We start from the raw sequence: 22,751 nt of genomic DNA on the forward strand, positions 1-22,751 counted from the left end.
GCCGGTCCGGTCGATCCGGTCCAGGTAGCCGGCGACGTCGTGCCAGTCCCAGTCGAAGTCGGCCGGATCGCCGTTCCAGCCTGCGAGTTGGCTGCGCAGCGCGGGCCGTGTGGTGTCGTCCACCGGGGCGTAGGACAGGCCGTCCTGGCCGAGGACCTCGCAGGTGACGCCCTGGGTGACCTTGGCCGGGTGCTCGGGTTCGAGCAGCAGGGCGAGGTCGGAGTGGGCGTGCATGTCGATGAAGCCTGGGGTCAGGACCAGCCCGTCGGCGTCCACCACCTCGGGCGCGTCGAGGCGGTCGCCGATCTCGGTGATCAGGCCGTCGGCGATCCGTACGTCCGCCCGGTAGCGCTCCGCACCGGTGCCGTCCACGACGGTGGCGCCCCGGAAGACCGTCGGGCCCGCCGGGTGCACCCGGTGCACCCGGTTCACCCGGTTCACCCGGTTCGCCACGCTGTCCGCTGTTGTCACGATGTCCGCCGCCGTCACCCGGTCCGCCGCCGTCACCCGGTCCGCCGCGCCCGCACCGGCCGCTCTTCCCCCAGCCATCAGAAGAACGTCCTGACCAGCCCGGTGACCTTCGGCTCGGCCGCGTCCGCGGAGTCCAGCACCGGGATCGCCGTCCACTTGTCGAAGGCGGTGCACGGGTGCGACACGCCAAGGCGCAGCACCGCACCGATCGGTGCGAGGTCGCCCGCGTCCCGCAGGAAGGCGTGCTGGTCGTTGAGCGCGGTGATCCGGGCCGCCGTCCCGGTCAACTCGGCTCCGCCGCGCACCCGTTGCGGCTCGGGCAGGCCCTCGTCGCAGGGCAGGTCGCGCTTTCCGGCGTCCAGCAGGGCGAGTTGCGGTTCGGGCCGGGAGATCACCCGGGCCCAACCGTGCAACGCGCCGCGGAACGGCGCCTCGCCGTCGGCCCGGGCGAGCGGCGAGATGCCCCGGTAGTAGCCGTCGTCGTGGGCGACGTACGCACCCGAGCGCAGCACGACCAGGGCGTCCGACAGGCCGGTCGTCTCCTCGGCCACCAGGTCGAAGTAGGCGCTGCCGCCGGCGGTGACCACCGGTGGCGAGTCGTCCGGGTAGGCGCGCGCGAGCCTGCCGTGGAGCTCGGCCAGGGCCCGGAGGTAGCCGCGGACGGCGGCCAACCCGTCGGCCGTGGCGTCGTGCGCGAGCGCGCCCTCGTACCCGCCGACGCCGGCGAGGCGCAGGGTGGGGGCGCGCAGCACGGCGGCGGCGACCTCGACGGCCGCGTCGACACCGCGGGCGCCGGTCCGCCCGCCGGGGCCGCCGAACTCGACCAGCACCTCGACCTCCCGCTCAGCCCCGGCGGCGCGCAGCGCCTCGTCCATCAGCCGGACGCTCTCGGCGGAGTCGACCCAGGAGAGGAAGGCGAAGCCGGGGTCGGAGGCCAGTTCATCGGCGAGCCAGGCCAGTCCGGCCGGGTCGAGCAGGGTGTTGGCGAGCAGGATCCGCTGCACCCCGAAGGCCCGGGCGACCCTCACCTGGGGCAGGTTGGCGAGGGTGATGCCGTGGGCTCCGGCGTCGAGCTGCGCCTGCCACAGGGCGGGGGCCATGGTGGTCTTGCCGTGCGGGGCGAGCGCGACGCCCGCCTTGGCGCACCAGTCGGCCATGGTGCGGACGTTGTGCGCGAGCGCGGCGCCGTCGAGGGTGAGCAGCGGGGTGCCGAGCGAGGAGAGGGTCGGGCCGCCGGTCAGCCACTCCCGCACGGTGACGCCCCCGGGGGCAGCTGCCGGCCGCAGGGCCGACGGAGTGTCCGGTGGAGCGGCCTTGAACCGCCAGTCCAGCGGCTCGTCGGCCAGGGCCTCCACCGCGCCGCGGGTGATGCCCGGCCCGGTGCCGCTGCTTGCGAAGGTCTGCTGCACGCTCTTCCTCCATTCGCCATGTTGCAACATGCGCAACGCGGGTTGCGCATGTTGGCAGCACGGTTCTAGCATCGGCGCCGGATCACGGTCAACGGAACTGACTCACGCTCAACGGACCCGGCCCGCGCCCGACACGGCGGGCGGGCACTCGACGGAACCGGCCCGCGCCCGACACGGCGTGCGGGCACTCGACGGAACCGGCCCGCGGTCACCGGCAACACACAACGGACCACGGACCACGGACCACGGCCCACGGACCACACACCGGACCACGGACAACCGACAACCGACAACCGACACGGTCGACGGAGTCGGCCCGCTCTCGACGCAACGGCCGCAGACGAGGAGCCCCGCACATGCCGCGACAGGACCCCCCGGGCCCGGCCCGCCCGGGCCCTCCCCCGACGGCCGTGTGCGTGGGCGAGTCGATGGCCGTCCTGCTCCCGGACCGCCCCGGCCCGCTGGAGTCGGTGGAGACCTTCCGACTCTCCGTCGGCGGCGCCGAGTCCAACGTGGCGGGCGTGCTGGCCGCGCTCGGCGTGCCGACCGCCTGGATCAGCCGGGTCGGCGCCGACGGCTTCGGCCGGCGGCTGCTGGCCGAGCTCGCCGCCCGCGGCGTGGACGTCTCGGCGGTCGCGGTCGACCAGCACCGCCCGACCGGCCTCTACCTCAAGGAGGTCGGCGGCTCCACCGGCCACCACCACGACCTCGGCCCCGGGCGCAGCCGACTGCACTACCACCGGCACGGTTCGGCAGCCGCCGCGCTCTCCCCCGCGCTGCTCGCCGACCCGGCCGCCGCCCGACTACTGGCCCACGCCCGACTGCTGCACCTGTCCGGCATCACCGCCGCGCTCTCCGACGACTGCCTCGCCCTGCTGCGCACTCTCGTCATCGAGCGCCGCCACGCCACGGGGGCCCACCCGGCCGGGGGCCGGGGGCTGGTCAGCTTCGACCTCAACTGGCGCCCCTCGCTCTGGCGGGACCGCGACCCGGCCGTGTTGCCGCCGCTGCTGGACGCCGCGGACCTGCTGCTGCTCGGCGCCGACGAGGCCCAGGCCGCCTTCGGCACCGGCGACCCGGCCGCCCTGCGCCGCCGCTTCCCGTCCCCCGCCACCGTCGTGGTCAAGGACTCCGGCCGGCACGTCACCGCCCTGGGGCGGGACGGCACGGCGGTCACCGAGCCGGCCCTCGCCGTCGAGGTGGTCGAGGCCACCGGCGCGGGCGACGCCTTCGCGGCCGGCTACCTGGCCGGCGCCGTCCGGGGCCTGGACCAGCGCCGCCGCCTGCGGCTCGGCCACCTGAGCGCCGCCTGCGCCCTGACCGCCCACGGCGACCAGGCCGAGCTGCCGCCGGCCGCCGTGGTGACGGCGTTGCTCGACGCCTCGCCGGCGGACTGGGCCGCCACCCGGGTCACCGTGGACGGCATCGCCGGCCCCGCCCTGCCCGTCGGCCGCGCCCCTGGATCCGACCACGCGCACCTCGCCGACGGCACGCACCGGGCCGCCCCGGCACACCCCACCGAGCCCGCCGACCGCGTCCCGCCCGCCGACCGCACCCGGGCACAATGAGCAGGAACCCCGGCCCTCGAAGCGGAGCACGATGAGTCAGACCGTCACCCGCGCCCTGCGCATCCTCGCCCAGCTCGGCGAGGGCGAACGTTCCCTCGACCAGCTCGCCGAGGTGCTCGGCGTCCACAAGACGACCGTGCTCCGGCTGCTCCAGAGCCTCGAAGAGGAACGATTCGTCTACCGCGACGCGGCCTACCGCTACCACCTGGGCGCCGGCCTCTTCGCCCTCTCCGGCCTGGCCCTGGAGCAGCGCGGCATCCGCCGGATCGCCGCCCCGCACCTGGCCGAGCTGAACGCCGCCACCGGCCAGACCGTGCACCTGGCCGCGTACGAGGGCGGCGAGGTGGTCTACATCGACAAGTTCGACTCCCGTCACCCGGTCCGGATGTACTCCCGCATCGGCCTGCGCGCCGCGCTGCACAGCGCCGCGGTCTCCAAGGTGTTGCTGGCCGACCTGCCGCTGCCCGAGCGGCGCCGGGTGGTGGCCGGGATCGACTTCATTCCGCACACCGAACGCACCCTCACCACGCCCGAGGCGCTGCTCGCCGAGCTGGACAAGGTCGCCGCCCAGGGCTGGGCGCAGGACCACGCCGAGCACGAGTCCTTCATCAACTGCGTGGCCGCGCCCGTCCGGGACGCCAGCGGTCGGGTCGTCGCCGCCGCCTCCATCTCCGTCCCGGACGTCGTCCTCCCGTACGAGCAGGTGCTGGACCTCCTCCCGCACCTGCTCGCCACCGCCCGCGCCGTGTCGGCCGACTGCGGCCGCCCTGACCACAACTGACGGTCCGTCACCACGCGCAGAGGAGCCCCATGCCCGCCGAGCACCCCCAGACCGCCGAGCACCCCCAGACCATCGCGACGCCCGAGACCACCGCGGACCCCCGGGCCACCGCGAACCCCCGGGGCGCCGAGAAGGCCGAGATCCGCACCGACGGCGCCCCCGCCCCGGCCTGGACGTTCTCCCAGGGCGTCCGCAAGGGACCGATCCTGCAGGTCTCCGGCCAGGGCCCGCAGGACCCGGCGACCGGCGAGTACCTCCACCACGGCGACGTGAAGGCGCAGACCCGGCGCACCCTGGAGAACGTCAAGGCCATCGTCGAGGCCGGCGGCGCGACCATCGACGACGTGGTGATGTTCCGCGTCTACCTCACCAAGCGCGCCGACTTCCCGCTGATGAACGAGGTCTACGCCGAGTTCGTCGAGGAGAACATCAAGCCCGGCGGCGTGAAGCCCTGCCGCACCACCGTGTTCGTCGAGCTCCCGCAGGAGCCGATGCTGGTGGAGATCGACGCCCAGGCGGTCGTCGCCTGACGATCCCGCACCCCCGCCCGCACCCACCGCAGGGCCCGGACGCCTCCCCGCGCGTCCGGGCCCTGCGGCGCTTGCCACACCCGACCGACCACATTAGGTTAGGCTCACCTAACCAACTGGAGGTCCGTCCATGAGCCTGCCCACCGGCGACACCGAGGTCCCCGAGCCGACCACCGCCGAACGGATCCTGAACCTGCTCAGCACGACCTCCTCGCTCGCCGTCCGCGCCCTGGGCGAGCACCACGACCTGGACACCCCGGTCGCCGTCCACGGCTCCCGCCTGCGGCTGCGCGCCGCGCTGGACGCCCCGCTCACGGTGGCCGCCACCCACGCCACCGACGGCCTCGCCGTCGTCCTCGACGTCACCGACGTCTCCCCCGTCGCCGTCCGCGACCGCGTCCGCGCCCGCCTCACCCTGGCCGGCCGGCTCCACCTGGCCCACCTCGCCGACGACGGCCTCAGCGTCCACCTGCGCGTGGACGTCGCCCACGCCGTCCTCGCCACCCCGTACGGCACCGGCGCCGTCACCGCCGCCGACCTCGCCCACGCCGCCCCCGACCCGATGGCCCGCCACGAGGCCGCGATGCTCACCCACTTCGCCGACGACCACGCCGACGCGCTCGACGTCCTCACCCGCCTGCTCGACCCGGTGCTGCTCGCCCGGAACCCGGACGTCCGCCCGCTCGCCCTGGACCGCCACGGTCTGGTGCTGCGCCTGGACCACCCCGACGGCCACCGCGACGTCCGCCTGGTCTTCTCCGAACCGGCCCGCGACACCGAGGACTTCGGCCACCGGATGCACGACCTGCTGGCCGCCGCCCGGTACGGCCAGCCCGCCCACCGCGGCTGAGCCGGCCTCACCGCTCGAACCGCGCCCCGGGACGACCCGCCCCATCCGCCCGAGCAGCGCCGACAGCGTGTACGGGCGGACGTTCGGGTCCGTCCCGCCGCCGCACCCGAACTCCCCACCCCCTTCGGCGCGTTCAGCGGGCTCGAAGCCCGCGCCGCACTGGCCCCGGACATGGCAGCGGCCGGCCCGGCTCGCGAGGGAGGTGGGTCCCGCGAGCCGGGCCGGCCTGGGCGTGTCCCGCGCCCATGTCCACTGTGCGGCGATCATCCGGTCGAGCGGTCACCCGACATGACCATCCCGGAGGATCGATTCGCTCCGCAGCAGCGGTGGTTCCTGAAACCCCGGAAGGGTCAGAGCGCGACGCCGTGCGCGCGCAGGTAGGCGACCGGGTCGATGTCCGAGCCGTACTCCGAGCCGGTGCGGATCTCGAAGTGCAGGTGCGGGCCGGTCACGTTGCCGGTGGCGCCGGAGAGGCCGATCTGCTGGCCGACGGTGACGGTCTGACCGATCTTCACGCCGATCGACGAGAGGTGCGCGTACTGCGCGTACTTGCCGTCGGCGAGCTTGATCTCGACCTCGTTGCCGTAGGCGCCGCCGTTGCCGGCCTTGACCACGACACCGTTGGCGACGGCGCGCAGCGGGGTGCCGGTGGAGCAGACGAAGTCCTGGCCGGTGTGGTGGCCGGAGGCCCACATCGAGCCGGCCACGCCGTAGGCCTCGCCCAGCACCGGGTTGGCCAGCGGCGCGACGTAGCCGGCGGTGGCGGCGACCGGAGCGGCGGTCACGGCCTTGGCCGGAGCGGCGGTCTGAACCTGGGTCTGCACCGGGGCGGACGGCTTGGCGGCCTCGGTCTTGGCCTGGACCTGGGCCTGCGGCTTGGCAGGCTTGGCCGGAGCAGCCGGAGCGGCGGGCTTCGCCGGGGCGGCGTCCGCGGACGGCGCCACGGCGTGGCCGGCGATGGTGAGCTGCTGGCCCGGGAAGATCAGGTTCGGGTTGGCGCCGACGACCGAGCGGTTCTGCTCGTACAGCGCGTGCCAGCCGCCGTCGACGTTCTTGACGTCGGCGATCTTGGACAGGGTGTCACCGCTGACGACGCGGTAGCTCTCGTGCGCGGCGGCCGGAGCGGCCTGCGCGACCGGCTTGGCGTCGGCGGCGGGAGCGGCGGCGGGGGCCGCGGCCGGAGCGGCCTGCGCGACCGGGGCGGCCGGGGCGGTGTGGGCCTGGGCGCTGATCGCGGTCACGAGCGGGAGGGCGAAGGAGGCACCGGTGACGGCGGTGGCGATGCCGATGCGGGCGGCGCGGGGCAGGGCGATACGACGAGCCTGAGCAGGCATGGAAGTTTCCTCTCCGACGCCTGCGAGGTGAGCTGTCGGGTTCGGGCTGGAGTTGCCCGGCCGCATGCGCGGCTTCACCCCAAGCCGGCCCTGGACGCCCGCGCCCTGAGGCGCGAACTCCGGTCCGGCGACTTACCTGTGGGTCCCCCGCTCCTGCCGTACAGAGTTCAGTTCGAACCACCGGGAAGCGGCAGGACTCGGCGTTCCACCCGGTGGATCCGTCCGGGCTGGCCGGGCGGTCGCTGAACTAAAACCCATCCGTTCGGGTGAAGCAATGTCGATCTCTTGAAACCGCAACGACCCCCACGGCGCCGGTGACCCTCCGGATGATCCGCAGCACGGTGCGCACACAACCCATTCACCCCGTGCCACTGATCCACGACCCTGCGCAGACGTCGACGGCACTGCGCAGTCGTCCGCTCACGCACCGCCCACCACCAACACACCCGCCGGTGAGCCTTGTCACGTGGGCCCCACGAGGGCCAGGATCGGGCCGTGGCCACCTCTGAAGCCGGCACTCTGCGCCTGGGCACCGCGCAGGGTCGCTGGGTACTCCTGGCAACGGTGCTCGGCTCCAGCATGGCGATGCTCGACGGCACCGTGGTGAACGTCGCCCTGCCCCGGATCGGCGCCGACCTGGGCGCCTCCCTGGCGTCCCTGCAATGGACGCTGAACAGCTATCTGCTCACCCTGGCGGGCCTGATCCTGCTCGGCGGCGCGCTCGGCGACCGGTACGGCAGGCGCCGGGTCTTCCTGATCGGCGTGGTCTGGTTCGCCGTCGCCTCCGCGGCCTGCGCCGCCGCGCCGAACATCCAGGTGCTGATCGCCGCCCGCGCCGTCCAGGGCATCGGCGGGGCGCTGCTCACGCCCGGCTCGCTCGCCATGCTCCAGGCGGTCTTCCGCCCTGACGACCGCTCGGCGGCGGTCGGCCTGTGGTCCGGCCTCGGCGGGGTGTCGGCCGCGGTCGGCCCCTTCCTCGGCGGCTGGCTGGTGGACGGCCCCGGCTGGCGCTGGATCTTCCTGCTGAACCTGCCGCTCGCGGCCGCCGTGATCGCGGTCTCCACCCGGTCCGTGCCGGAGAGCCGGGACGAGGGCGCCACCGGCCGCTTCGACGTGATCGGCGCGGTGCTCGCCGCGCTCGCCCTCGGCGCGATCACCTACGCGCTGACCGCCGCCGGGGAGGGGGTGTCGGCCACCGTCTGGGCCGCCGGGGCGATCGGCGTGCTGCTCGGCGTCGCCTTCATCGTCGTCGAACGGCGCACACCCGAGCCGATGCTGCCGCTCGGCCTGTTCTCCTCCCGGCTGTTCACCGCCGTGAACCTGGTGACCCTCTGCGTCTACGCGGCGTTCAGCGGCGTCTTCTTCCTCCTGGTGGTGCAGCTGCAGATCGTCGCCGGGTTCTCGCCGCTGCTCTCGGGCTTCGCGCTGGTGCCGATCACGGTGCTGATGCTGGCGCTGTCGGCGCGCGCCGGACGGCTCGGCAAACGGATCGGCCCACGCATCCCGCTGACCATCGGCCCCCTGGTCTGCGCCGCCGGGGTGCTGCTGATGCTGCGCATCGGCGCCGACTCCTCGTACTGGACGGACGTGCTGCCCGCCGTCACGGTGATGGGCTGCGGTATGACGCTGCTGGTTGCGCCGCTGACGGCCACGGTGCTGGCCGCCGTCGAGGTCCGGCACGCGGGCATCGCGAGCGGGGTCAACAACGCCGCCGCCCGCGCGGCGGGCCTGCTCGCGGTGGCCGCCCTCCCGGCACTGGCCGGGCTGAGCGGCGACGCCTACCGGGTGCCGTCCGCCGTCGACTCCGCCTTCCACACCGCGATGCTGATCTGCGCGGGCCTGCTGACCACCGGCGGACTGATCGCCTTCGCCACCGTCCGGGGCAACGTGCTCTCCCCCGAGGACCACCCGGTGGCCGAGCCGGACTGCCAGTGGAACTGCGGCACCACCCCGCCGCTGGACCCCGGCCACGTCCACACGCACGAGGGCCCCGCCACCGGTCCGGCGGCGGGGCCCTCGCCCGAGAGCTGACGCTACGTCAGGAAGCCTCCACTCAGGGGCCGTCCACTCTGAGGACGGCCGCCCAGGGGGCGTGCGCCCAGAGCACGTCGGCTCAGAGGATGTCGGCCGGCGCGTACTTGGCGGCCTCCGGGTAGGCGGCCGCGACGGCCTCGACCAGGCGGACCACCTCGGCGACCTGGGCGCCGGCCGCACCGGTGAAGGAGAGCTTGTCGGCCAGCAGCGCGTCCAGCGCGGCGCGGTCCAGCGGGATCCGCTCGTCGGCGGCCAGGCGGTCCAGCAGCTCGTTCTCCCGGGCACCCGCGCGCATCGCCAGCGCGGAGGCGACGGCGTGCTCCTTGATGACCTCGTGCCCGGTCTCCCGGCCGACGCCCGCGCGCACCGCGCCCATCAGCACCTTGGTGGTGGCGAGGAACGGCAGGTAGCGGTCCAGCTCGGTCTCGACCACGGCGGGGAAGGCGCCGAACTCGTCGAGCACGGTCAGGAAGGTCTCCAGCAGGCCGTCGAAGGCGAAGAAGGCGTCCGGCAGCGCGACCCGGCGCACCACCGAGCAGGAGACGTCGCCCTCGTTCCACTGGTCGCCGGCCAGCTCGCCGGTCATCGAGGCATAGCCGCGCAGGATGACGGCCAGGCCGTTGACGCGCTCGCAGGAGCGGGTGTTCATCTTGTGCGGCATCGCGGAGGAGCCGACCTGGCCCTCCTTGAAGCCCTCCGTGACCAGCTCGTGGCCGGCCATCAGGCGGATGGTCTTGGCCAGGCTGGACGGCGCGGCGGCCAGCTGGACGAGAGCGGTGAGCACCTCGAAGTCCAGCGAGCGCGGGTAGACCTGGCCGACGCTGGTCAGCACGTTGTCGAAGCCGAGGTGCCCGGCGACCCGGCGCTCCAGCTCGGCGAGCTTCTCGGTGTCGCCGCCGAGCAGGTCCAGCATGTCCTGGGCGGTGCCGACCGGGCCCTTGATCCCGCGCAGCGGGTAGCGGGCGATCAGCTCCTCCAGACGGCGGAAGGCGACCAGCAGCTCGTCGGCGATCGACGCGAAGCGCTTGCCCAGGGTGGTGGCCTGCGCGGCCACGTTGTGCGAGCGGCCGGCCATGACCAGCTCGGAGTGCTGGGCGGCCAGCTTGGCCAGGCGGACCAGCACGGCCACCGTGCGGTCGCGGACGTGCTCCAGCGACTGGCGGATCTGCAGCTGCTCGACGTTCTCGGTCAGATCCCGGGAGGTCATGCCCTTGTGGATCTGCTCGTGGCCGGCGAGCTCGCTGAACTCCTCGATCCGGGCCTTCACGTCGTGGCGGGTGACCCGCTCACGGGCGGCGATCGAGCCGAGGTCGACCTGGTCGATCACCCGCTCGTAGTCGGCGACGGCGTTCGCCGGCACCTCGACGCCGAGGTCCTGCTGGGCCTTCAGGACGGCCAGCCACAGGTGGCGCTCAAGGACCACCTTGTGCTCGGGGGACCACAGCTGGGCCAGGGTCGCCGAGGCGTACCGGGAGGCCAGGACATTGGGGATCTGGGGCTTCGCGCTCACGCTTCGCAAGAGTAACAGTCGAGGTCACGCCGGGCGTCGGCGGATGGGGTAGGCTGCGTCGATTGAGTGCCATTCAGACGCCACAGTACAACCTTCTCGCCGCAAGGATACCACATCGATGAACGGACTTCCAGCGACCACCCGAAACTCCGACAGCGCCCTCGCCGAGGCCCTGCGCGCCGAACAGGCCCGTCTCACCCGGCTCTACGACCGGCTGGACACCGTCCGCGAACGGGCCCGCCGCACCGCCGCCGAGGCTCACGACGCAGCCGCACCCGGCGGCACCCACCAGGCCCGGCTGGAGCGCGAGGTCCGCGCCCGCGAGGCCGCCCGCCAAGCCGCCCGGCTCGACGCCGTCGAACGCGGCCTCTGCTTCGGCCGCCTCGACGAGCGCGACGGCACCGTCCGCTACATCGGCCGCACCGGCCTGACCGACGACGCGTACGAACCGCTGCTGCTCGACTGGCGCACCCCCGCCGCCCGCCCGTTCTACACCGCGACGCCCGCCGACCCCGGCACCGTCGTCCGCCGCCGCCACCTGCACACCCGCGGCCGCACCCTCACCGGCCTGGACGACGAGGCGCTCGACCTCGCCGGACTGGACGACTCCGGCCGCCGCGGCCTGGTCGGCGAGGCCGCCCTGCTCGCCGCCCTCGACCGCGCACGCACCGGCCGGATGCGCAGCGCCGTCGCCACCATCCAGGCCGAGCAGGACCGGGTGATCCGCTCCCCGCTGCGCGGCGCCCTGGTCGTCCAGGGCGGCCCCGGCACCGGGAAGACCCTCGCCGCCCTGCACCGCGCCGCCTACCTGCTGTTCACCCACCGCGCCGCGCTGGAGCGCCGCGGCGTCCTGCTGATCGGCCCCAACCCCGGCTTCCTGCGGTACATCGACGAGGTGCTGCCCGCCCTCGGCGAGACCGAGGTGGTGCTGCGCACCGTCGGCGAGCTCTACCCCGGCATCGCCGCCACCGGCACCGACGCCCCCGCCACGGCCGTCGCCAAGGGCGGCCCCTGGATGGCCGGGGTCCTCCGCCGCGCCCTCGCGGCCCACCAGTCGGCTCCCGCCGAGGGCCTCGACCTCGGCGAGGGGCTGACCGTCTCCGCCCGGGCCTGCGCCCAGGCCCGGGATGCCGCCCGCGGCCTGCGCGTGCCGCACAACCGGGCCCGCGCCTTCTACCTGCGCACCCTGCTCGACGCCCTCGCGATCGCCCAGGCGCTCTCCCTCGGCCGCCCGTACGACGAGGAGGAGGCGCACTACGCCCCGCGCGAGCTCTGGGCCCGGGCGGACGTCCGCGCCGTCCTCGACCCGCTCTGGCCCCTGCTCACGCCGCAGCAGCTGATCGAACGGCTGCTCACCAACGGCGAGTTGCTCATCGAAGCGGTCCCCGAGCACGCCGCCGCCCTGCTCCGCCCGCCCGGCTTCCCCTGGACGGCCGAGGACGTCCCGCTGCTGGACGAGGCCGCCGAACTCCTCGGCGAGGAGCGGCCGTCCGCGACCGCCGACCGGGATCAGGACGGAACCGACGACGAACTCGCCTTCGCCCAAGGCGTGTTGACCATCACCGGGCAGACCGACGACGTCCTGCTGGACTCCGCCGCCCTGGCCGGACGCTTCCGGGACGACGGCCCCTACCGCTCGACCGCCGAACGCGCAGCCGACGACCGCACCTGGGCGTACGGCCACGTCGTCGTCGACGAGGCACAGGAGCTGTCCGCGATGGCCTGGCGCGCCGTCCTGCGCCGCGTCCCGGCCGGCTCGCTCACCATCGTCGGCGACCTCGCCCAGACCGGATCCCCGGCGGGTGCCCGCAGTTGGGCCGAGATGCTCGACCCGCACCTGCCCGGCCGCTGGCGCGAGGAACGACTGACCGTCAACTACCGTACGCCGGAACCGGTCATGGCCCTCGCCGTCGCCGTCCTGCGCACCGCGGCGCCCGACCGGCAGCCGCCCGAGTCCATCCGCCCGGGCACCGAGCACCCGTGTGCGATCCCCGTCCCGGACGCCGACTTCGCCAGCGCGCTCGCCCGGCTCCCCGCGGCGCCGGGCACCGTGGGCGTGATCGCCCCGGACGACCTGGCCGCGGAGCTGGGCGCGCTGACCGTCGCGGCCGCCAAGGGCCTGGAGTTCGACGCGGTCGTCGTGGTCGAGCCGGCCGCCCTCGGCCCGAGGGACCGCTACGTCGCGCTCACCCGGACCACCCGCGCACTCACCCTGCTCCACCACCGGCCCCTGCCGCCGGAGCTCGCCGACCTGCTCTGACGGCGATGGGAGCGCTCGGCGCGGGCAACACGGGCGGCGCGGGACCTACTGCGCGCCGCCCGTCCGGCCGGCCAGCACCGGCAGGACCTGCGAGCAGATCGAGTGCAGGGCGATCCGCTGCTCGTCGGTCATCTCCGTGAAGGCCTGGTGGGTGCGGGCCATCTCGCCGCGGATGCGGGCGAGGATCTCCCGCCCCTCGGCCGTGATCACCACGATCTTCACCCGGCGGTCACCGGCCGCCGCCGCCCGGTTGGCCAGGCCCAGCGACTCCAGCCGGTCCACGATCCCGGTGACGTTCGACGCGTCGCAGCCCAGCCGCCCGGCCAGCGCACGCATCGGCACCGGCTCCTGCACCGCGCCCAGCGCCTTGGCCTGCGAGGAGGAGAGCCCGTGCCGGGCCGCGGCCGCCGCGAAGTCCTGGAAGTACGCGGCGCCGACGGCGGCCAAGACCTCCATCAGCTCGGCGTTGGTCGGTACGGTCGTCGTCGCTGTCGAACCCATGGGGTCAGGGTACGACCAGGTGCTTCAGCAACTCAAGCTTTGACCAGGGCAACCGTCCGCGAGGCGGCTCACACCGCCGCCCAGCGACCCGCCCGGCCCGCCCGCAGACCCGCCCGCAGACCCGCCCGACCGGCCGTACAGCAGCAGCGCTCAGAGCACCAGCTGGTCGAACAGCCGCCGCAGCTCCGCGTCCGGGTCCGTGGTCAGCCCCGTGTGCACCGGCCCCGGCTGGACGATCGCACTGCGCGGCGCGGTCAGCCAGCGGAACCGCTGCCCCGGGCTGTCCCCCGCCGCCGGACCGGCCTGCGGCCCGCCCAGGCAGACCGCCTCGATCCCGTGCAGCGCCCGCCGCACGCCCTGCACGTCCGCCACCGGGTCCAGCGCCAGCAGCCGCGCCTGGTCCAGGTGGGTGCGCGCCGCCAGGTGCGAACTCTGCCGGCAGTACAGCAGCACCCCCACGTTCACGCACTCGCCCCGCTCCACCCGCGGCACCGCGCGGATCACGGCGTACTCGTAGTCGTGCAGCTCGACGATGGCCGGCAGCGCGGACGTCGACGACCCGGTCATGCGGACACCTCCGGCAGCCAGTCACGCGGACCGGCCAGTCGCTCGTTCAGCTGGGCACGGTACGCGGCGCGCACCTCGTCGGGCGAGTCGAAGCCGAACTCGTCCGTCAGCCAGATCTCGGGAATGTCCGCCACGGCGGCCTCGATCGCCGCCTCCGCGAGCGGCGCGAGCGCCTTGTCCGCCGCCTCCAGGTCCGGCCGGGCGCGCAGCAGCGCATGGTCGGACGCGTCGTACGGGCGGCTCGCCCAGGCGGCGGCGCCCGGCCAGTTGTGGTGGAAGATCAGGCTCGCGCCGTGGTCGATCAGCCGCAGCCCGCCGGTCGCCACCAGCAGGTTGGGGTTGCGCCAGGACCGGTCCACATTGCCGATCAGCGCGTCGAACCAGAGCACCCGGCCCGCGAGTTCGGGATCCACCTCGAAGCAGAGCGGGTCGAAGTTGAGCGCACCGCTGACGAAGGCCATCCCGAGGTTGGTCCCGCCGCTGGCCCGCATCTGGTCCTGGACCTGGTGGTCCGGCTCACTGCGCGCGAGCACCGGATCCAGGTCGACCGTCACCAGTTCCGGCACCGGCAGCCCCAGCCGCCGCCCCAACTCCCCGGCCAGTACCTCCGCGACCAGGGCCTTGCGCCCCTGCGCCGCACCGACCCATTTCAGCGCGTAGAGCCGCCGATCATCGGCCTCGACCAGGCCCGGCATCGAGCCGCCTTCTCGCAGTGGCGTCACGTACCGGATCGCCGTCACCTCGGGTAGCACGCCCCCAGCCTATCGGTGACCCCGCGCCCACACCCACCTCCCCCGTCCCCACCTCCCCCATCCACCCCACCCCAGTGGCAGCCCCCGCCGCCCCACATCCACCACACCCCCCACCACACCCCCGACCCCACCTCCCCCATCCACCCCACCCCAGTGGCAGCCCCCGCTGCTCCGTGCGAGTGTGGCGGACAGTAACGGGGACCTTCACGGCAAAGGGATGAGCGATGGAACGACCTCGGATCCTGATCGTGGGCGGTGGCTTCGCCGGCCTGGAGTGCGCCCGCCGTCTCGAACACAAGCTGTCACCGTCGGAGGCCGAGATCTCGCTGGTCACGCCGTTCAGCTACCAGCTCTACCTCCCCCTCCTCCCTCATGTCGCCGCCGGCGTCCTCACCCCGCAGTCCGTGGCCGTCTCCCTGCGCCGTTCGCTGCGCCGCACCCACATCGTCCCGGGCGGCGCCATCGGCGTGGATCCGGCGTCCAAGGTGTGCGTCGTCCGCAAGATCACCGACGAGGTGGTCGCGCAGCGGTACGACATCCTGGTGCTCGCTCCGGGCAGCGTCACCCGCACCTTCGACATCCCCGGCCTGACCGACTACGCCCGCGGCATGAAGACGCTCGCCGAGGCGGCCTACGTCCGCGACCACGTGATCGCCCAACTCGACCTCGCCTCCGCCAGCCTGGACCAGAGGGAGCGCGAGTCCCGGCTCCAGTTCGTGGTGGTCGGCGGCGGCTACGCGGGCACCGAGACGGCTGCCTGCCTGCAGCGGCTGACCACCGCCGCCGCCCACCGCTACCCGCGCTTGGACGCCCGGCAGATCAAGTGGCACCTGATCGACATCGCCCCGAAGCTGATGCCGGAGCTCGGCGACCCGCTCGGCGAGGCAGCCCTGGAGGTGCTGCGGGCCCGCGGAATCGAGGTGTCGCTGGGTGTGTCGGTGGCCGAAGTCGGTGCCGAGTCGGTCAAGTTCACCGATGGACGGGTGCTCCCCTGCCGCACGCTGATCTGGACCGCCGGCGTGGCCGCGAGCCCGCTGATCGGCACCCTGGACGCCGAGACCGTCCGCGGACGGCTGGCCGTGACGGCGGAGATGCGGGTGCCGCAGTTCGAGGGCGTGTTCGCGCTCGGCGACGCCGCCGCCGTGCCCGACCTCGCGAAGGGCGACGGCGCGGTCTGCCCGCCGACCGCCCAGCACTCCGCCCGCCAGGGCCGCGTGGTGGCGAACAACGTGATCGCCTCGCTCCGCAACCAGCCCCTGGAGCCTTACTACCACAAGGACTTGGGCCTGGTGGTGGACCTGGGCGGCAAGGACGCGGTCTCCAAGCCGCTCGGCGTGGAGTTGCGCGGCGTTCCCGCCCAACTGGTGGCTCGCGGTTACCACTTGATGGCGATGCGCACCAACGTGGCCAAGTTCCGGGTGGGTTCCAACTGGCTGCTCAACGCGACCGCCGGGGACGACTTCGTCCGCACCGGGTTCCTGGCCCGCCAGCCCGCCCGGCTGCGCGACTTCGAGTACACCGATGCGTATCTGACGAAGGATCAGGTTCGCGCCCATGCCCAGTCCCTGCTCGCCAAGGGCTGAGCACGCCGAGTCCGGCGCCCCCGCGATCACGTCCGCGGGGGCGCCGGATCAGCGCGATCAGCGCGCGGCCAGGTACATCCCGCTCGCGTCCTGCCCGGCCGTGTTGCGGCACGAGTAGTCACCGCTCGGACGGCCCCACAGCAGCGTCAGGCAGCGCCCGACCGCCTGCTGGCCGTAGTAGTTGGGGTGCATCGACTCCTGCAGCGCGCCCTGCGTGGAGTTGAGCCCGCCGTCCAGGAAGCGCGCCCACTCGCTGGTGGTCGCGGACGGGCCGGAGCTCGTGGTCGGCTGCTTGGTGGCCGTCGAGCAGACCTCGCGGCCCTGCAGCATGTCCGACAGGTCCAGGAACTGCGCGCCCTTGGACGCGGCGACGCCCGCCAGCGCCTGGGAGATCTGCGGCACCATCGAGTCGCGGGCCCAGTCGGCGTCCCCGTCCCAGAACGGGCAGCCGCCGGTGTTGGAGCGGGTCCAGCCGCTCTCCGGGTAGCGCATCTCGGCGCTGCGCGGGATCGGCGACGGGTAGGACTGCAGCACCAGCCGGTAGTCGGACTGCGCGTAGCCCGCGCCGGCCATCACGGCACGGATCTCGTCGACCGCCTTGCCGACGCCGGCCATCGCGGTGGGCATCTTCCCGTCGATCTGGGACTGCGCGGAGTCGTGGCAGTACGAGTACCAGATCAGGTAGTCCTGGACGCAGTTGGAGATGATGTCCGCGAAGCCCAGGTCGTTTCCGCCGATCGACAGGGTGATCAGCTTGACGTTGTTCTGCCGGGCCACGGTGGCGAGTTGGTCGGCCTGCGGGGCCTCGCCCTTGAAGGACTGGCCGCCGTTGGAGGCACGGAAGATGTTGTCGGTGACGGCACCGGAACAGGCCAGGTTGATCTCGTTCTGGGCGCCGGTCGAGGCGCTGAGCACCTCGGCGACGTCGGAGCGGTCGCAACCGCTGGACGCCGTGGCGCCGTAGACCCGCGAGGGGTCGTACGAACTGCCGGTCCAGGCACGGTCGGAGCCGTTGCGGCTGCCGCTGGTGCCGGCGGAGTTGCCCTTCCAGCGACCGGCCTCGCCGGAGATGTAGCTGTCGCCGAGCGTGACGCTGGCGGTGGGCCCGGAGGGCACGGCGGTCAGTGCGGTCGGGGCGGCGTAGGCCGGTGCGGCGACGGCCAGGCCTGCGACGGCGAGCGGGAGGGCGAGGGCTGCGGTGAGCAGCCGTCGGCCGAGTCGAGGCGTGCTGCGGGTGATGCTCGAACGGATTTCGGGCACTGCGGAACTCCTGCGGCTCGGTCTCCCCGTGCATGGGGAACGGGAAGACGCGTAGGTGAGGGTGGGCCGCCGGCCGGTGGCGCGATGAAGATGACATGCCCTCTCCCGTTACCGCTAGGTATCTGCAGCAGGTTTCCGCTTTTGTTACCGCCGGGTTCAGACCAGACCGGCAACGTCGACCGGAGGCCGCCCGCGGTTCACACCCGCCACACTCGCCCCGCCTGCCCCACCACCCGCCCCGCCGTTCACACCAAACGCGAGCCGCCCCCGCCCGTCCCCAGCACCGCCGCCAGGTCCTCCGCCAGGCCCCTGGCCTGCGCCGCTTCCAGCCGGGCCGTGGTGAAGCGCAGCCCGGGCGGCGACTGGATCCGGTACCGCGCGCCGGGCGCCGCGACCCAGCCGCGCTGCACCAGCGCCGCCAGCGCCGAGGTCTCGTCCGGCACCGGCACCCAGACGTTCAGCCCGCTCTGCCCGTGCGCCTCGATCCCGCGCGCCGCCAGCTCGTCCAGTAGCGCGTCCCGCCGGGCGCGGTAGGCGGCCGCCACCCGTGCGACCGGCGCGGCGTCGCTGCGCCACAGTTCGGCCACGGTGCGCTGCAGCAGGTGGCTGACCCAGCCGGCGCCCAGCCGCAGCCGCCCGACGACCCGTCCGATCGTCTCCGCGTCGCCGACCGCCACCGACACCCGCAGGTCCGGCCCGTACGCCTTGGCAGCCGAGCGGACCACCGCCCAGTGCCGCGAGCCGGCGCCGACCAGCGGGTGGTACGGCTGGTCGACCATGCCGTGCCCGTGGTCGTCCTCGATCAGCAGTACTCCGGGGTGCTCGGCCAGGACGGCCTTCAGCTCCTCGGCCCGGCGTGCGGTGAGCGCCGCGCCGGTCGGGTTCTGCGCCCGACTGGTGACCACCACCGCCCGGGCGCCCTCGGCCAGCGCCGCCGCGAGCGCGTCAGGCAGCGGGCCCTCGTCGTCCAGCCGGACGGGCAGGTGCTTCAGACCCATCGCGGGCAGCAGGTCGAACAGGCTTCCCCAGCCCGGGTCCTCGACGGCCACCGCGTCGCCGGGGCGCAGCCGGGCGCCGAGGATGCGTTCGATGGTGTCGAGCGAGCCGGAGGCGACGGCGATCGGGCCGCCGGGCAGGCCGTCGGCCTCGAAGGAGGCGCGGGCGAGCGCGAGCAGCTGCGGGTCGACGGCCGGGTGCCCGTACAGCACCGGTTCGGCGCGCGCGGCCTCGGCGGCGGCCGCGAGGGCGGGGCCGAGGTCGGGCAGCAGCGCCGGGTCGGGGTTGCCGGTGGACAGGTCCCGGGCGTGCGGCGGGACGGGGACGCGGATCTGGTCCCGTGGGGTGAGGGCGGGCCTGGGGAGGATCCGGCTGCCCTTGCGGCCGGCGGTCTCGATCACGCCGCGGTCGCGCAGCAGCCGGTAGGCGGCGGCGACGGTGTTGGGGTTGACGCCCAGTTCGGCGGCGAGGTCGCGCAGCGGGGGCAGCGCGGTTCCGGGGGCGAGCAGTCCGCTGCTCACGCCCTGTTCGATGTGCGCCGCGATTTCGCTGGCGCGTCGCCCTGTCAGCGGATAGTCTCCTAGCACAAACCAAATTATGCACTAGTACATAGAGGATGTCATGTCAGACAGCACGGAAGGCTCGCCGACCTACTCCCGTACCCCCAGGACCACGCCCACCCGCTACAAGGACCGGGCCACCTGGGAGCAGGAGGCGATCCACGCCATCCTCGACAGCGCCTACATCTGCCACCTCGGCTTCGTCGCCGACGGCGCGCCCGTGGTCCTGCCGACGATCTACGCCCGGGTCGGCAGCCGGCTCTACGTCCACGGCTCCACCGGCAGCCGTCCGATGCGCGGCGCCTCCGGCGAGCAGGGCATGCCGGTCTGCGTCACCGTCACCCAGGTCGACGCGCTGGTGCTGACCAAGTCCGCGTTCAACCACTCGGTGAACTTCCGCTCGGTCGTCGCCCACGGCACCGCCCACCAGGTCACCGACCCCGAGGAGCTGGACGTCGCGCTGGCCGCCCTGGTCGACCACGCGATCCCCGGCCGCTCCGCCGAGGTCCGCCCGGCCAACGCGAAGGAGCTCGCCGCGACCGCCGTCCTCCGGCTGGAGCTGGACGAGGTCTCGGCCAAGACCCGCGACGACGACGCCGGCGACGACCCGGCGGACGTCGACCTCCCCTACTGGTCCGGCCTGATACCGGTCACCACCGTGCACGGCACGCCCGTCCCGCACGACGACCGCACCATCCCGCGCCCCGCGCACCTGCGCGGCTACCCCCGCTGACGAGGAGCACCCGATGCTGATCAGGTCCTGGGACCGCGGCGACGAGGACGAGTGGCGCGCCTGGCTGGCCGAGGGCCGCGACTTCGGCCTGCTCGCCGCCAACGGCGGCCCGGGTGAGGGCCCGGTGCTCGTCCCGACGCACTTCCTGCTGGACGCCGAGCGCGGCGAGATCCTGCTCCACCTCGCCGCACCCAACCCGCTGCTGGCCGCCGTCCGGGCCGACCCGAGGGTCACCCTCGCGGTCACCGACGGCTACGCCTTCGCCCCGGGCCACTGGCGCGGCGCCCCCGGCACACCGACCAGTTACTACGCCTCGGTGCACTTCCACTGCACCGCCGAGGTCGTGGAGTCCGCCGCAGGCAAGGCGGAGATCCTCAACCGCCAGCTGGCGCACTTCCAGCCCGAGACGCCGGAGGTCCGAGTGGTGCCCGGTGACGGCGAGTTGGCCCGGCAGCTGCCCGGACTGCGCGGGCTCCGGCTGACGGTGAACGAGGTGCGGGCCAAGTTCAAGTACGACGACAAGAAGCCCGTCGAGGCGCAGCACGCGATGGCCGACCGGCTCGCCGAGCGGGCGGACGGCGGCGGGCGCGGCCGCGACCAGTACGCCGCCGCCCGCACCCAGCTGCTCCGCCGTCACCAGCGACGCACCACCGCGCCGCGCACCACCGCGCCACGCACCACCCCACCGCGCGCCGACGACCCGCGCACCACCGCGCCACGTACCACCGGCTGACTCCGCGTCACCCGTTCGGCTGCGCAACACGGGCAACGCGACCCCGGCGCTGCTCCAATGTGACACGAGCCCTGCCCACTCGCCGTCAGAGCGGGCCCGTCCACCCCGGGGAGCGCGCGTGTCCACAGCCAACGGCCGACGGGTGGGCGGCGAGGCCCACCTCGGCCACGTGGTGTTCATCTCGGCGGCCGCCGCCATGGGCGGCTTCCTGTTCGGCTACGACAGTGCGGTGATCAACGGTGCGGTGACGGGCATCCAGAAGCACTTCGGGGTGGGCCACGGCACCACCGCCTTCGTGGTGGCGATCGCGCTGCTGGGCTCGGCGGCCGGCGCGGTCGTGGCCGGCCGCCTCGCCGACCACTTCGGCCGGGTGCGCACGATGCTGCTGGCCGCCGTGCTGTTCGCGGCCAGCGGCATCGGCTCGATGTTCCCGCCGAACATCGAGACCCTCGCCGCCTGGCGCGTGGTCGGCGGCGTCGCGATCGGCATCGCCTCGGTGATCGCGCCGACCTACATCGCCGAGGTCGCGCCGACCGCCTACCGCGGCCGGCTCGCCTCCTTCCAGCAGATGGCGATCGTGCTCGGCATCACCGTCTCCCAGCTCGCCAACTGGGCGCTCAACCAGGCCGCGGGCGGCGAGTCCACCGGTCACCTCGGCGGCATCCAGGCCTGGCAGTGGATGCTCGGTGTCGAGACCGTCCCGGCCCTGGTGTACGGCCTGATGGCACTCTCGATCCCGGAGTCGCCGCGCTACCTGATCGCCGACCACCGCGAGGCACGGGCCCGCGAGGTGCTGGTGGAGGTCGAGGGCGAGGACGTCGACCTCGACGCGCGGGTCGCCGAGATCCGCGCGGTGCTGGAGTCCACCCACAAGCCCCGGCTCAAGGACCTGCTCGGCGGCCGCTTCGGCCTGCTGCCGATCGTCTGGGTCGGTATCGGCGCCTCGGTGTTCCAGCAGTTCGTCGGCATCAACGTGATCTTCTACTACTCGTCCTTCCTCTGGCAGTCGGTCGGCATCAACGAGTCCAACTCGCTGCTGATCAGTCTCTCCACCTCGATCATCAACGTGATCGGCACGGTGGTCGCGATGGTGCTGGTGGACCGGATCGGCCGCAAACCGCTCGCGCTGGCGGGCTCGGCCGGCATGGCGCTCGCGCTGGGTACGGCGGCCTGGGCGTTCTCCTACCGGCAGGGCACCGGCGACAACGCCACCCTCGACAACACCCACGCCACCGTCGCCCTGGTCGCCGCCCACGTCTTCGTGTTCTGCTTCGCCTTCTCCTGGGGCGTCGTGGTCTGGGTCCTGCTCGGCGAGATGTTCCCGAACCGGATCCGCGCGCTCGCCCTGTCCGTCGCCGCCTCGGCCCAGTGGATCGCCAACTGGGCGATCACCGTCAGCTTCCCGGACCTCGCCGACTGGAACCTCTCGGCGACGTACGTCATCTACGCGGTCTTCGCGCTGCTCTCCATCCCGTTCGTGGTCTTCTGCATCAAGGAGACCAAGGGCCGCGCCCTGGAGGAGATGGGCTGACCCGTCCCGCACCGAACCCCGCCGCACGCGGCCCGACCCACCGAGAGGAAGCCATGTCCGACCAGGGCGGCTCCCGGCAGAACGTCACCTTCCCGAGCAACGGCCGCACCGCGCACGGGTACCTGGCCCGACCTCCGCAGGGCGTCGGGCCCGGCCTGGTGGTGGTGCAGGAGTGGTGGGGGCTCACCTCGCACGTCGCCACCATGGCCGACCGCTTCGCCGCCGAGGGCTTCACCGTCCTCGCCCCCGACCTGTTCGGCGGCGCGACCACCCACGACAGCACCGAGGCGGCCCGGCTCAAGCGCGAACTCCCGGTCGAGCGGGCCGTCGAGGACCTCTCCGGGGCCGTCGACCACCTGCTCTCACTGGACGGCGTGGTCGGCGACGCCGTCGGGGTGGTCGGCTTCTGCATGGGCGGCGGCTTCGCCCTGCTGCTGGCGGCCCGGGCCGGCGACCGGGTGGCCGCCGCGGTGCCCTTCTACGGCCTCCCGCCGGACCCGGACTTCGACTACCGCGGCCTGACCGCCCACGTCCTCGGCCACTTCGGCGAGTCGGACCGTTCGATCCCGATGGCCGCCGTGGACGAGGCCGCGATCCGGATCGGCGAGGCCACCGACATCCGCCCCGAGGTCCACTTCTACCCGGCCGGGCACGCCTTCATGAACGACGAGAACCCGCTCGGCACCTACGACCCCCTCCAGGCCGGGATCGCCTGGGGCCGCACCCTCACCTTCCTCCGGGGTCACCTCGGCTGACTCCCCCGGGGCCACCCCGACATCGCCCCGGCC

Annotated in this window: 20 protein-coding genes and 1 riboswitch; of the genes, 11 read left to right on the plus strand and 9 right to left on the minus strand. The window is 73.8% G+C overall.

Annotated features, from left to right (window positions below; translation table 11 throughout):
* On the minus strand, positions 1-549 hold a 549-nt coding region (locus ABTY56_RS33210; RefSeq protein ID WP_350633095.1), incomplete at its 3' end, for an amidohydrolase family protein.
* Positions 549-1,880 (minus strand): alanine racemase, encoded by a 1,332-nt coding sequence (locus ABTY56_RS33215; protein WP_350633096.1) that lies wholly within the window; start codon positions 1,878-1,880, stop codon positions 549-551. The genes ABTY56_RS33215 and ABTY56_RS33210, both read right to left, overlap by 1 nt.
* A 356-nt stretch (positions 1,881-2,236) precedes the next feature.
* Between ABTY56_RS33215 and ABTY56_RS33220 the strand changes: the two genes are divergently transcribed.
* From ABTY56_RS33220 to ABTY56_RS33235, 4 genes are all read left to right on the plus strand, one after another.
* On the plus strand, positions 2,237-3,448 hold the full coding sequence (locus ABTY56_RS33220) for a sugar kinase (RefSeq protein WP_350633097.1): 1,212 nt from the start codon (positions 2,237-2,239) through the stop codon (positions 3,446-3,448).
* A 31-nt stretch (positions 3,449-3,479) separates the two neighbouring features.
* Positions 3,480-4,229, plus strand: coding sequence for an IclR family transcriptional regulator (locus ABTY56_RS33225; RefSeq protein ID WP_350633098.1), 750 nt, complete (start codon positions 3,480-3,482; stop codon positions 4,227-4,229).
* 29 nt (positions 4,230-4,258) lie between these two features.
* Positions 4,259-4,759 carry a RidA family protein gene (locus tag ABTY56_RS33230; protein WP_350633099.1) on the plus strand — a complete coding sequence of 167 codons (501 nt, stop codon included), beginning with the start codon at positions 4,259-4,261 and terminating at the stop codon, positions 4,757-4,759.
* Between the two features lie 130 nt (positions 4,760-4,889).
* On the plus strand, positions 4,890-5,609 hold the full coding sequence (locus ABTY56_RS33235; protein ID WP_350633100.1) for a DUF2470 domain-containing protein: 720 nt from the start codon (positions 4,890-4,892) through the stop codon (positions 5,607-5,609).
* Positions 5,610-5,959: 350 nt separating this feature from the next.
* Here the strand turns inward: ABTY56_RS33235 and ABTY56_RS33240 are convergent, their stop codons facing one another.
* Positions 5,960-6,943 (minus strand): peptidoglycan DD-metalloendopeptidase family protein, encoded by a 984-nt coding sequence (locus ABTY56_RS33240; protein WP_350633101.1) that lies wholly within the window; start codon positions 6,941-6,943, stop codon positions 5,960-5,962.
* Positions 6,944-6,945: 2 nt separating this feature from the next.
* Positions 6,946-7,126, minus strand: a riboswitch (cyclic di-AMP (ydaO/yuaA leader).
* Between the two features lie 312 nt (positions 7,127-7,438).
* Between ABTY56_RS33240 and ABTY56_RS33245 the strand changes: the two genes are divergently transcribed.
* Positions 7,439-8,974, plus strand: a complete 1,536-nt coding sequence (locus ABTY56_RS33245) for an MFS transporter (protein WP_350633102.1) — start codon at positions 7,439-7,441, stop codon at positions 8,972-8,974.
* Positions 8,975-9,056: 82 nt separating this feature from the next.
* On the opposite strand, the gene purB is transcribed toward ABTY56_RS33245, so the two are convergent.
* Positions 9,057-10,496 (minus strand): adenylosuccinate lyase, encoded by a 1,440-nt coding sequence (gene purB, locus ABTY56_RS33250; protein WP_350633103.1) that lies wholly within the window; start codon positions 10,494-10,496, stop codon positions 9,057-9,059.
* Positions 10,497-10,605: 109 nt separating this feature from the next.
* On the opposite strand from purB, the gene ABTY56_RS33255 reads away from it, so the two are divergent.
* Positions 10,606-12,747: a HelD family protein gene (locus ABTY56_RS33255; protein WP_350633104.1), complete on the plus strand. Its 2,142-nt coding sequence runs from the start codon at positions 10,606-10,608 to the stop codon at positions 12,745-12,747.
* Positions 12,748-12,792: 45 nt separating this feature from the next.
* Here ABTY56_RS33255 and ABTY56_RS33260 read toward each other — a convergent pair whose 3' ends face one another.
* From ABTY56_RS33260 to ABTY56_RS33270, 3 genes are all read right to left on the minus strand, one after another.
* On the minus strand, positions 12,793-13,248 hold the full coding sequence (locus tag ABTY56_RS33260) for a MarR family winged helix-turn-helix transcriptional regulator (RefSeq protein WP_350633105.1): 456 nt from the start codon (positions 13,246-13,248) through the stop codon (positions 12,793-12,795).
* A gap of 150 nt (positions 13,249-13,398) precedes the next feature.
* Positions 13,399-13,815 carry a DUF3037 domain-containing protein gene (locus tag ABTY56_RS33265; RefSeq protein WP_350633106.1) on the minus strand — a complete coding sequence of 139 codons (417 nt, stop codon included), beginning with the start codon at positions 13,813-13,815 and terminating at the stop codon, positions 13,399-13,401.
* Entirely contained in the window at positions 13,812-14,567 is a 756-nt protein-coding gene (locus ABTY56_RS33270; RefSeq protein WP_350633107.1) for a HipA family kinase, read from the minus strand. Before ABTY56_RS33270 ends, ABTY56_RS33265 begins: the two co-directional genes overlap by 4 nt.
* Positions 14,568-14,791: 224 nt before the next feature.
* On the opposite strand from ABTY56_RS33270, the gene ABTY56_RS33275 reads away from it, so the two are divergent.
* Positions 14,792-16,150 (plus strand): NAD(P)/FAD-dependent oxidoreductase, encoded by a 1,359-nt coding sequence (locus ABTY56_RS33275; RefSeq protein ID WP_350633108.1) that lies wholly within the window; start codon positions 14,792-14,794, stop codon positions 16,148-16,150.
* A 57-nt stretch (positions 16,151-16,207) separates the two neighbouring features.
* On the opposite strand, the gene ABTY56_RS33280 is transcribed toward ABTY56_RS33275, so the two are convergent.
* Together ABTY56_RS33280 and ABTY56_RS33285 are read right to left on the minus strand one after the other, a co-directional pair.
* The gene (locus tag ABTY56_RS33280; protein ID WP_350633110.1) at positions 16,208-17,410 is read right to left on the minus strand and encodes a GDSL-type esterase/lipase family protein; all 1,203 of its coding nucleotides are present in this window, start codon (positions 17,408-17,410) and stop codon (positions 16,208-16,210) included.
* Positions 17,411-17,655: 245 nt separating this feature from the next.
* Positions 17,656-18,993, minus strand: coding sequence for an aminotransferase class I/II-fold pyridoxal phosphate-dependent enzyme (locus ABTY56_RS33285; protein ID WP_350633111.1), 1,338 nt, complete (start codon positions 18,991-18,993; stop codon positions 17,656-17,658).
* A gap of 34 nt (positions 18,994-19,027) precedes the next feature.
* On the opposite strand from ABTY56_RS33285, the gene ABTY56_RS33290 reads away from it, so the two are divergent.
* From ABTY56_RS33290 to ABTY56_RS33305, 4 genes are all read left to right on the plus strand, one after another.
* Complete coding sequence (locus ABTY56_RS33290) at positions 19,028-19,699, plus strand: pyridoxamine 5'-phosphate oxidase family protein (protein WP_350633112.1); 672 nt, start codon at positions 19,028-19,030, stop codon at positions 19,697-19,699.
* A gap of 13 nt (positions 19,700-19,712) precedes the next feature.
* Positions 19,713-20,432 (plus strand): FMN-binding negative transcriptional regulator, encoded by a 720-nt coding sequence (locus tag ABTY56_RS33295; RefSeq protein WP_350633113.1) that lies wholly within the window; start codon positions 19,713-19,715, stop codon positions 20,430-20,432.
* Between the two features lie 118 nt (positions 20,433-20,550).
* On the plus strand, positions 20,551-21,963 hold the full coding sequence (locus ABTY56_RS33300) for a sugar porter family MFS transporter (RefSeq protein WP_350633114.1): 1,413 nt from the start codon (positions 20,551-20,553) through the stop codon (positions 21,961-21,963).
* A gap of 53 nt (positions 21,964-22,016) precedes the next feature.
* The gene (locus ABTY56_RS33305; RefSeq protein ID WP_350633115.1) at positions 22,017-22,718 is read left to right on the plus strand and encodes a dienelactone hydrolase family protein; all 702 of its coding nucleotides are present in this window, start codon (positions 22,017-22,019) and stop codon (positions 22,716-22,718) included.
* Positions 22,719-22,751: the final 33 nt, after the last annotated feature.

This window comes from Kitasatospora sp. NPDC097691 (assembly GCF_040302665.1).
GTDB lineage: Bacteria > Actinomycetota > Actinomycetes > Streptomycetales > Streptomycetaceae > Kitasatospora.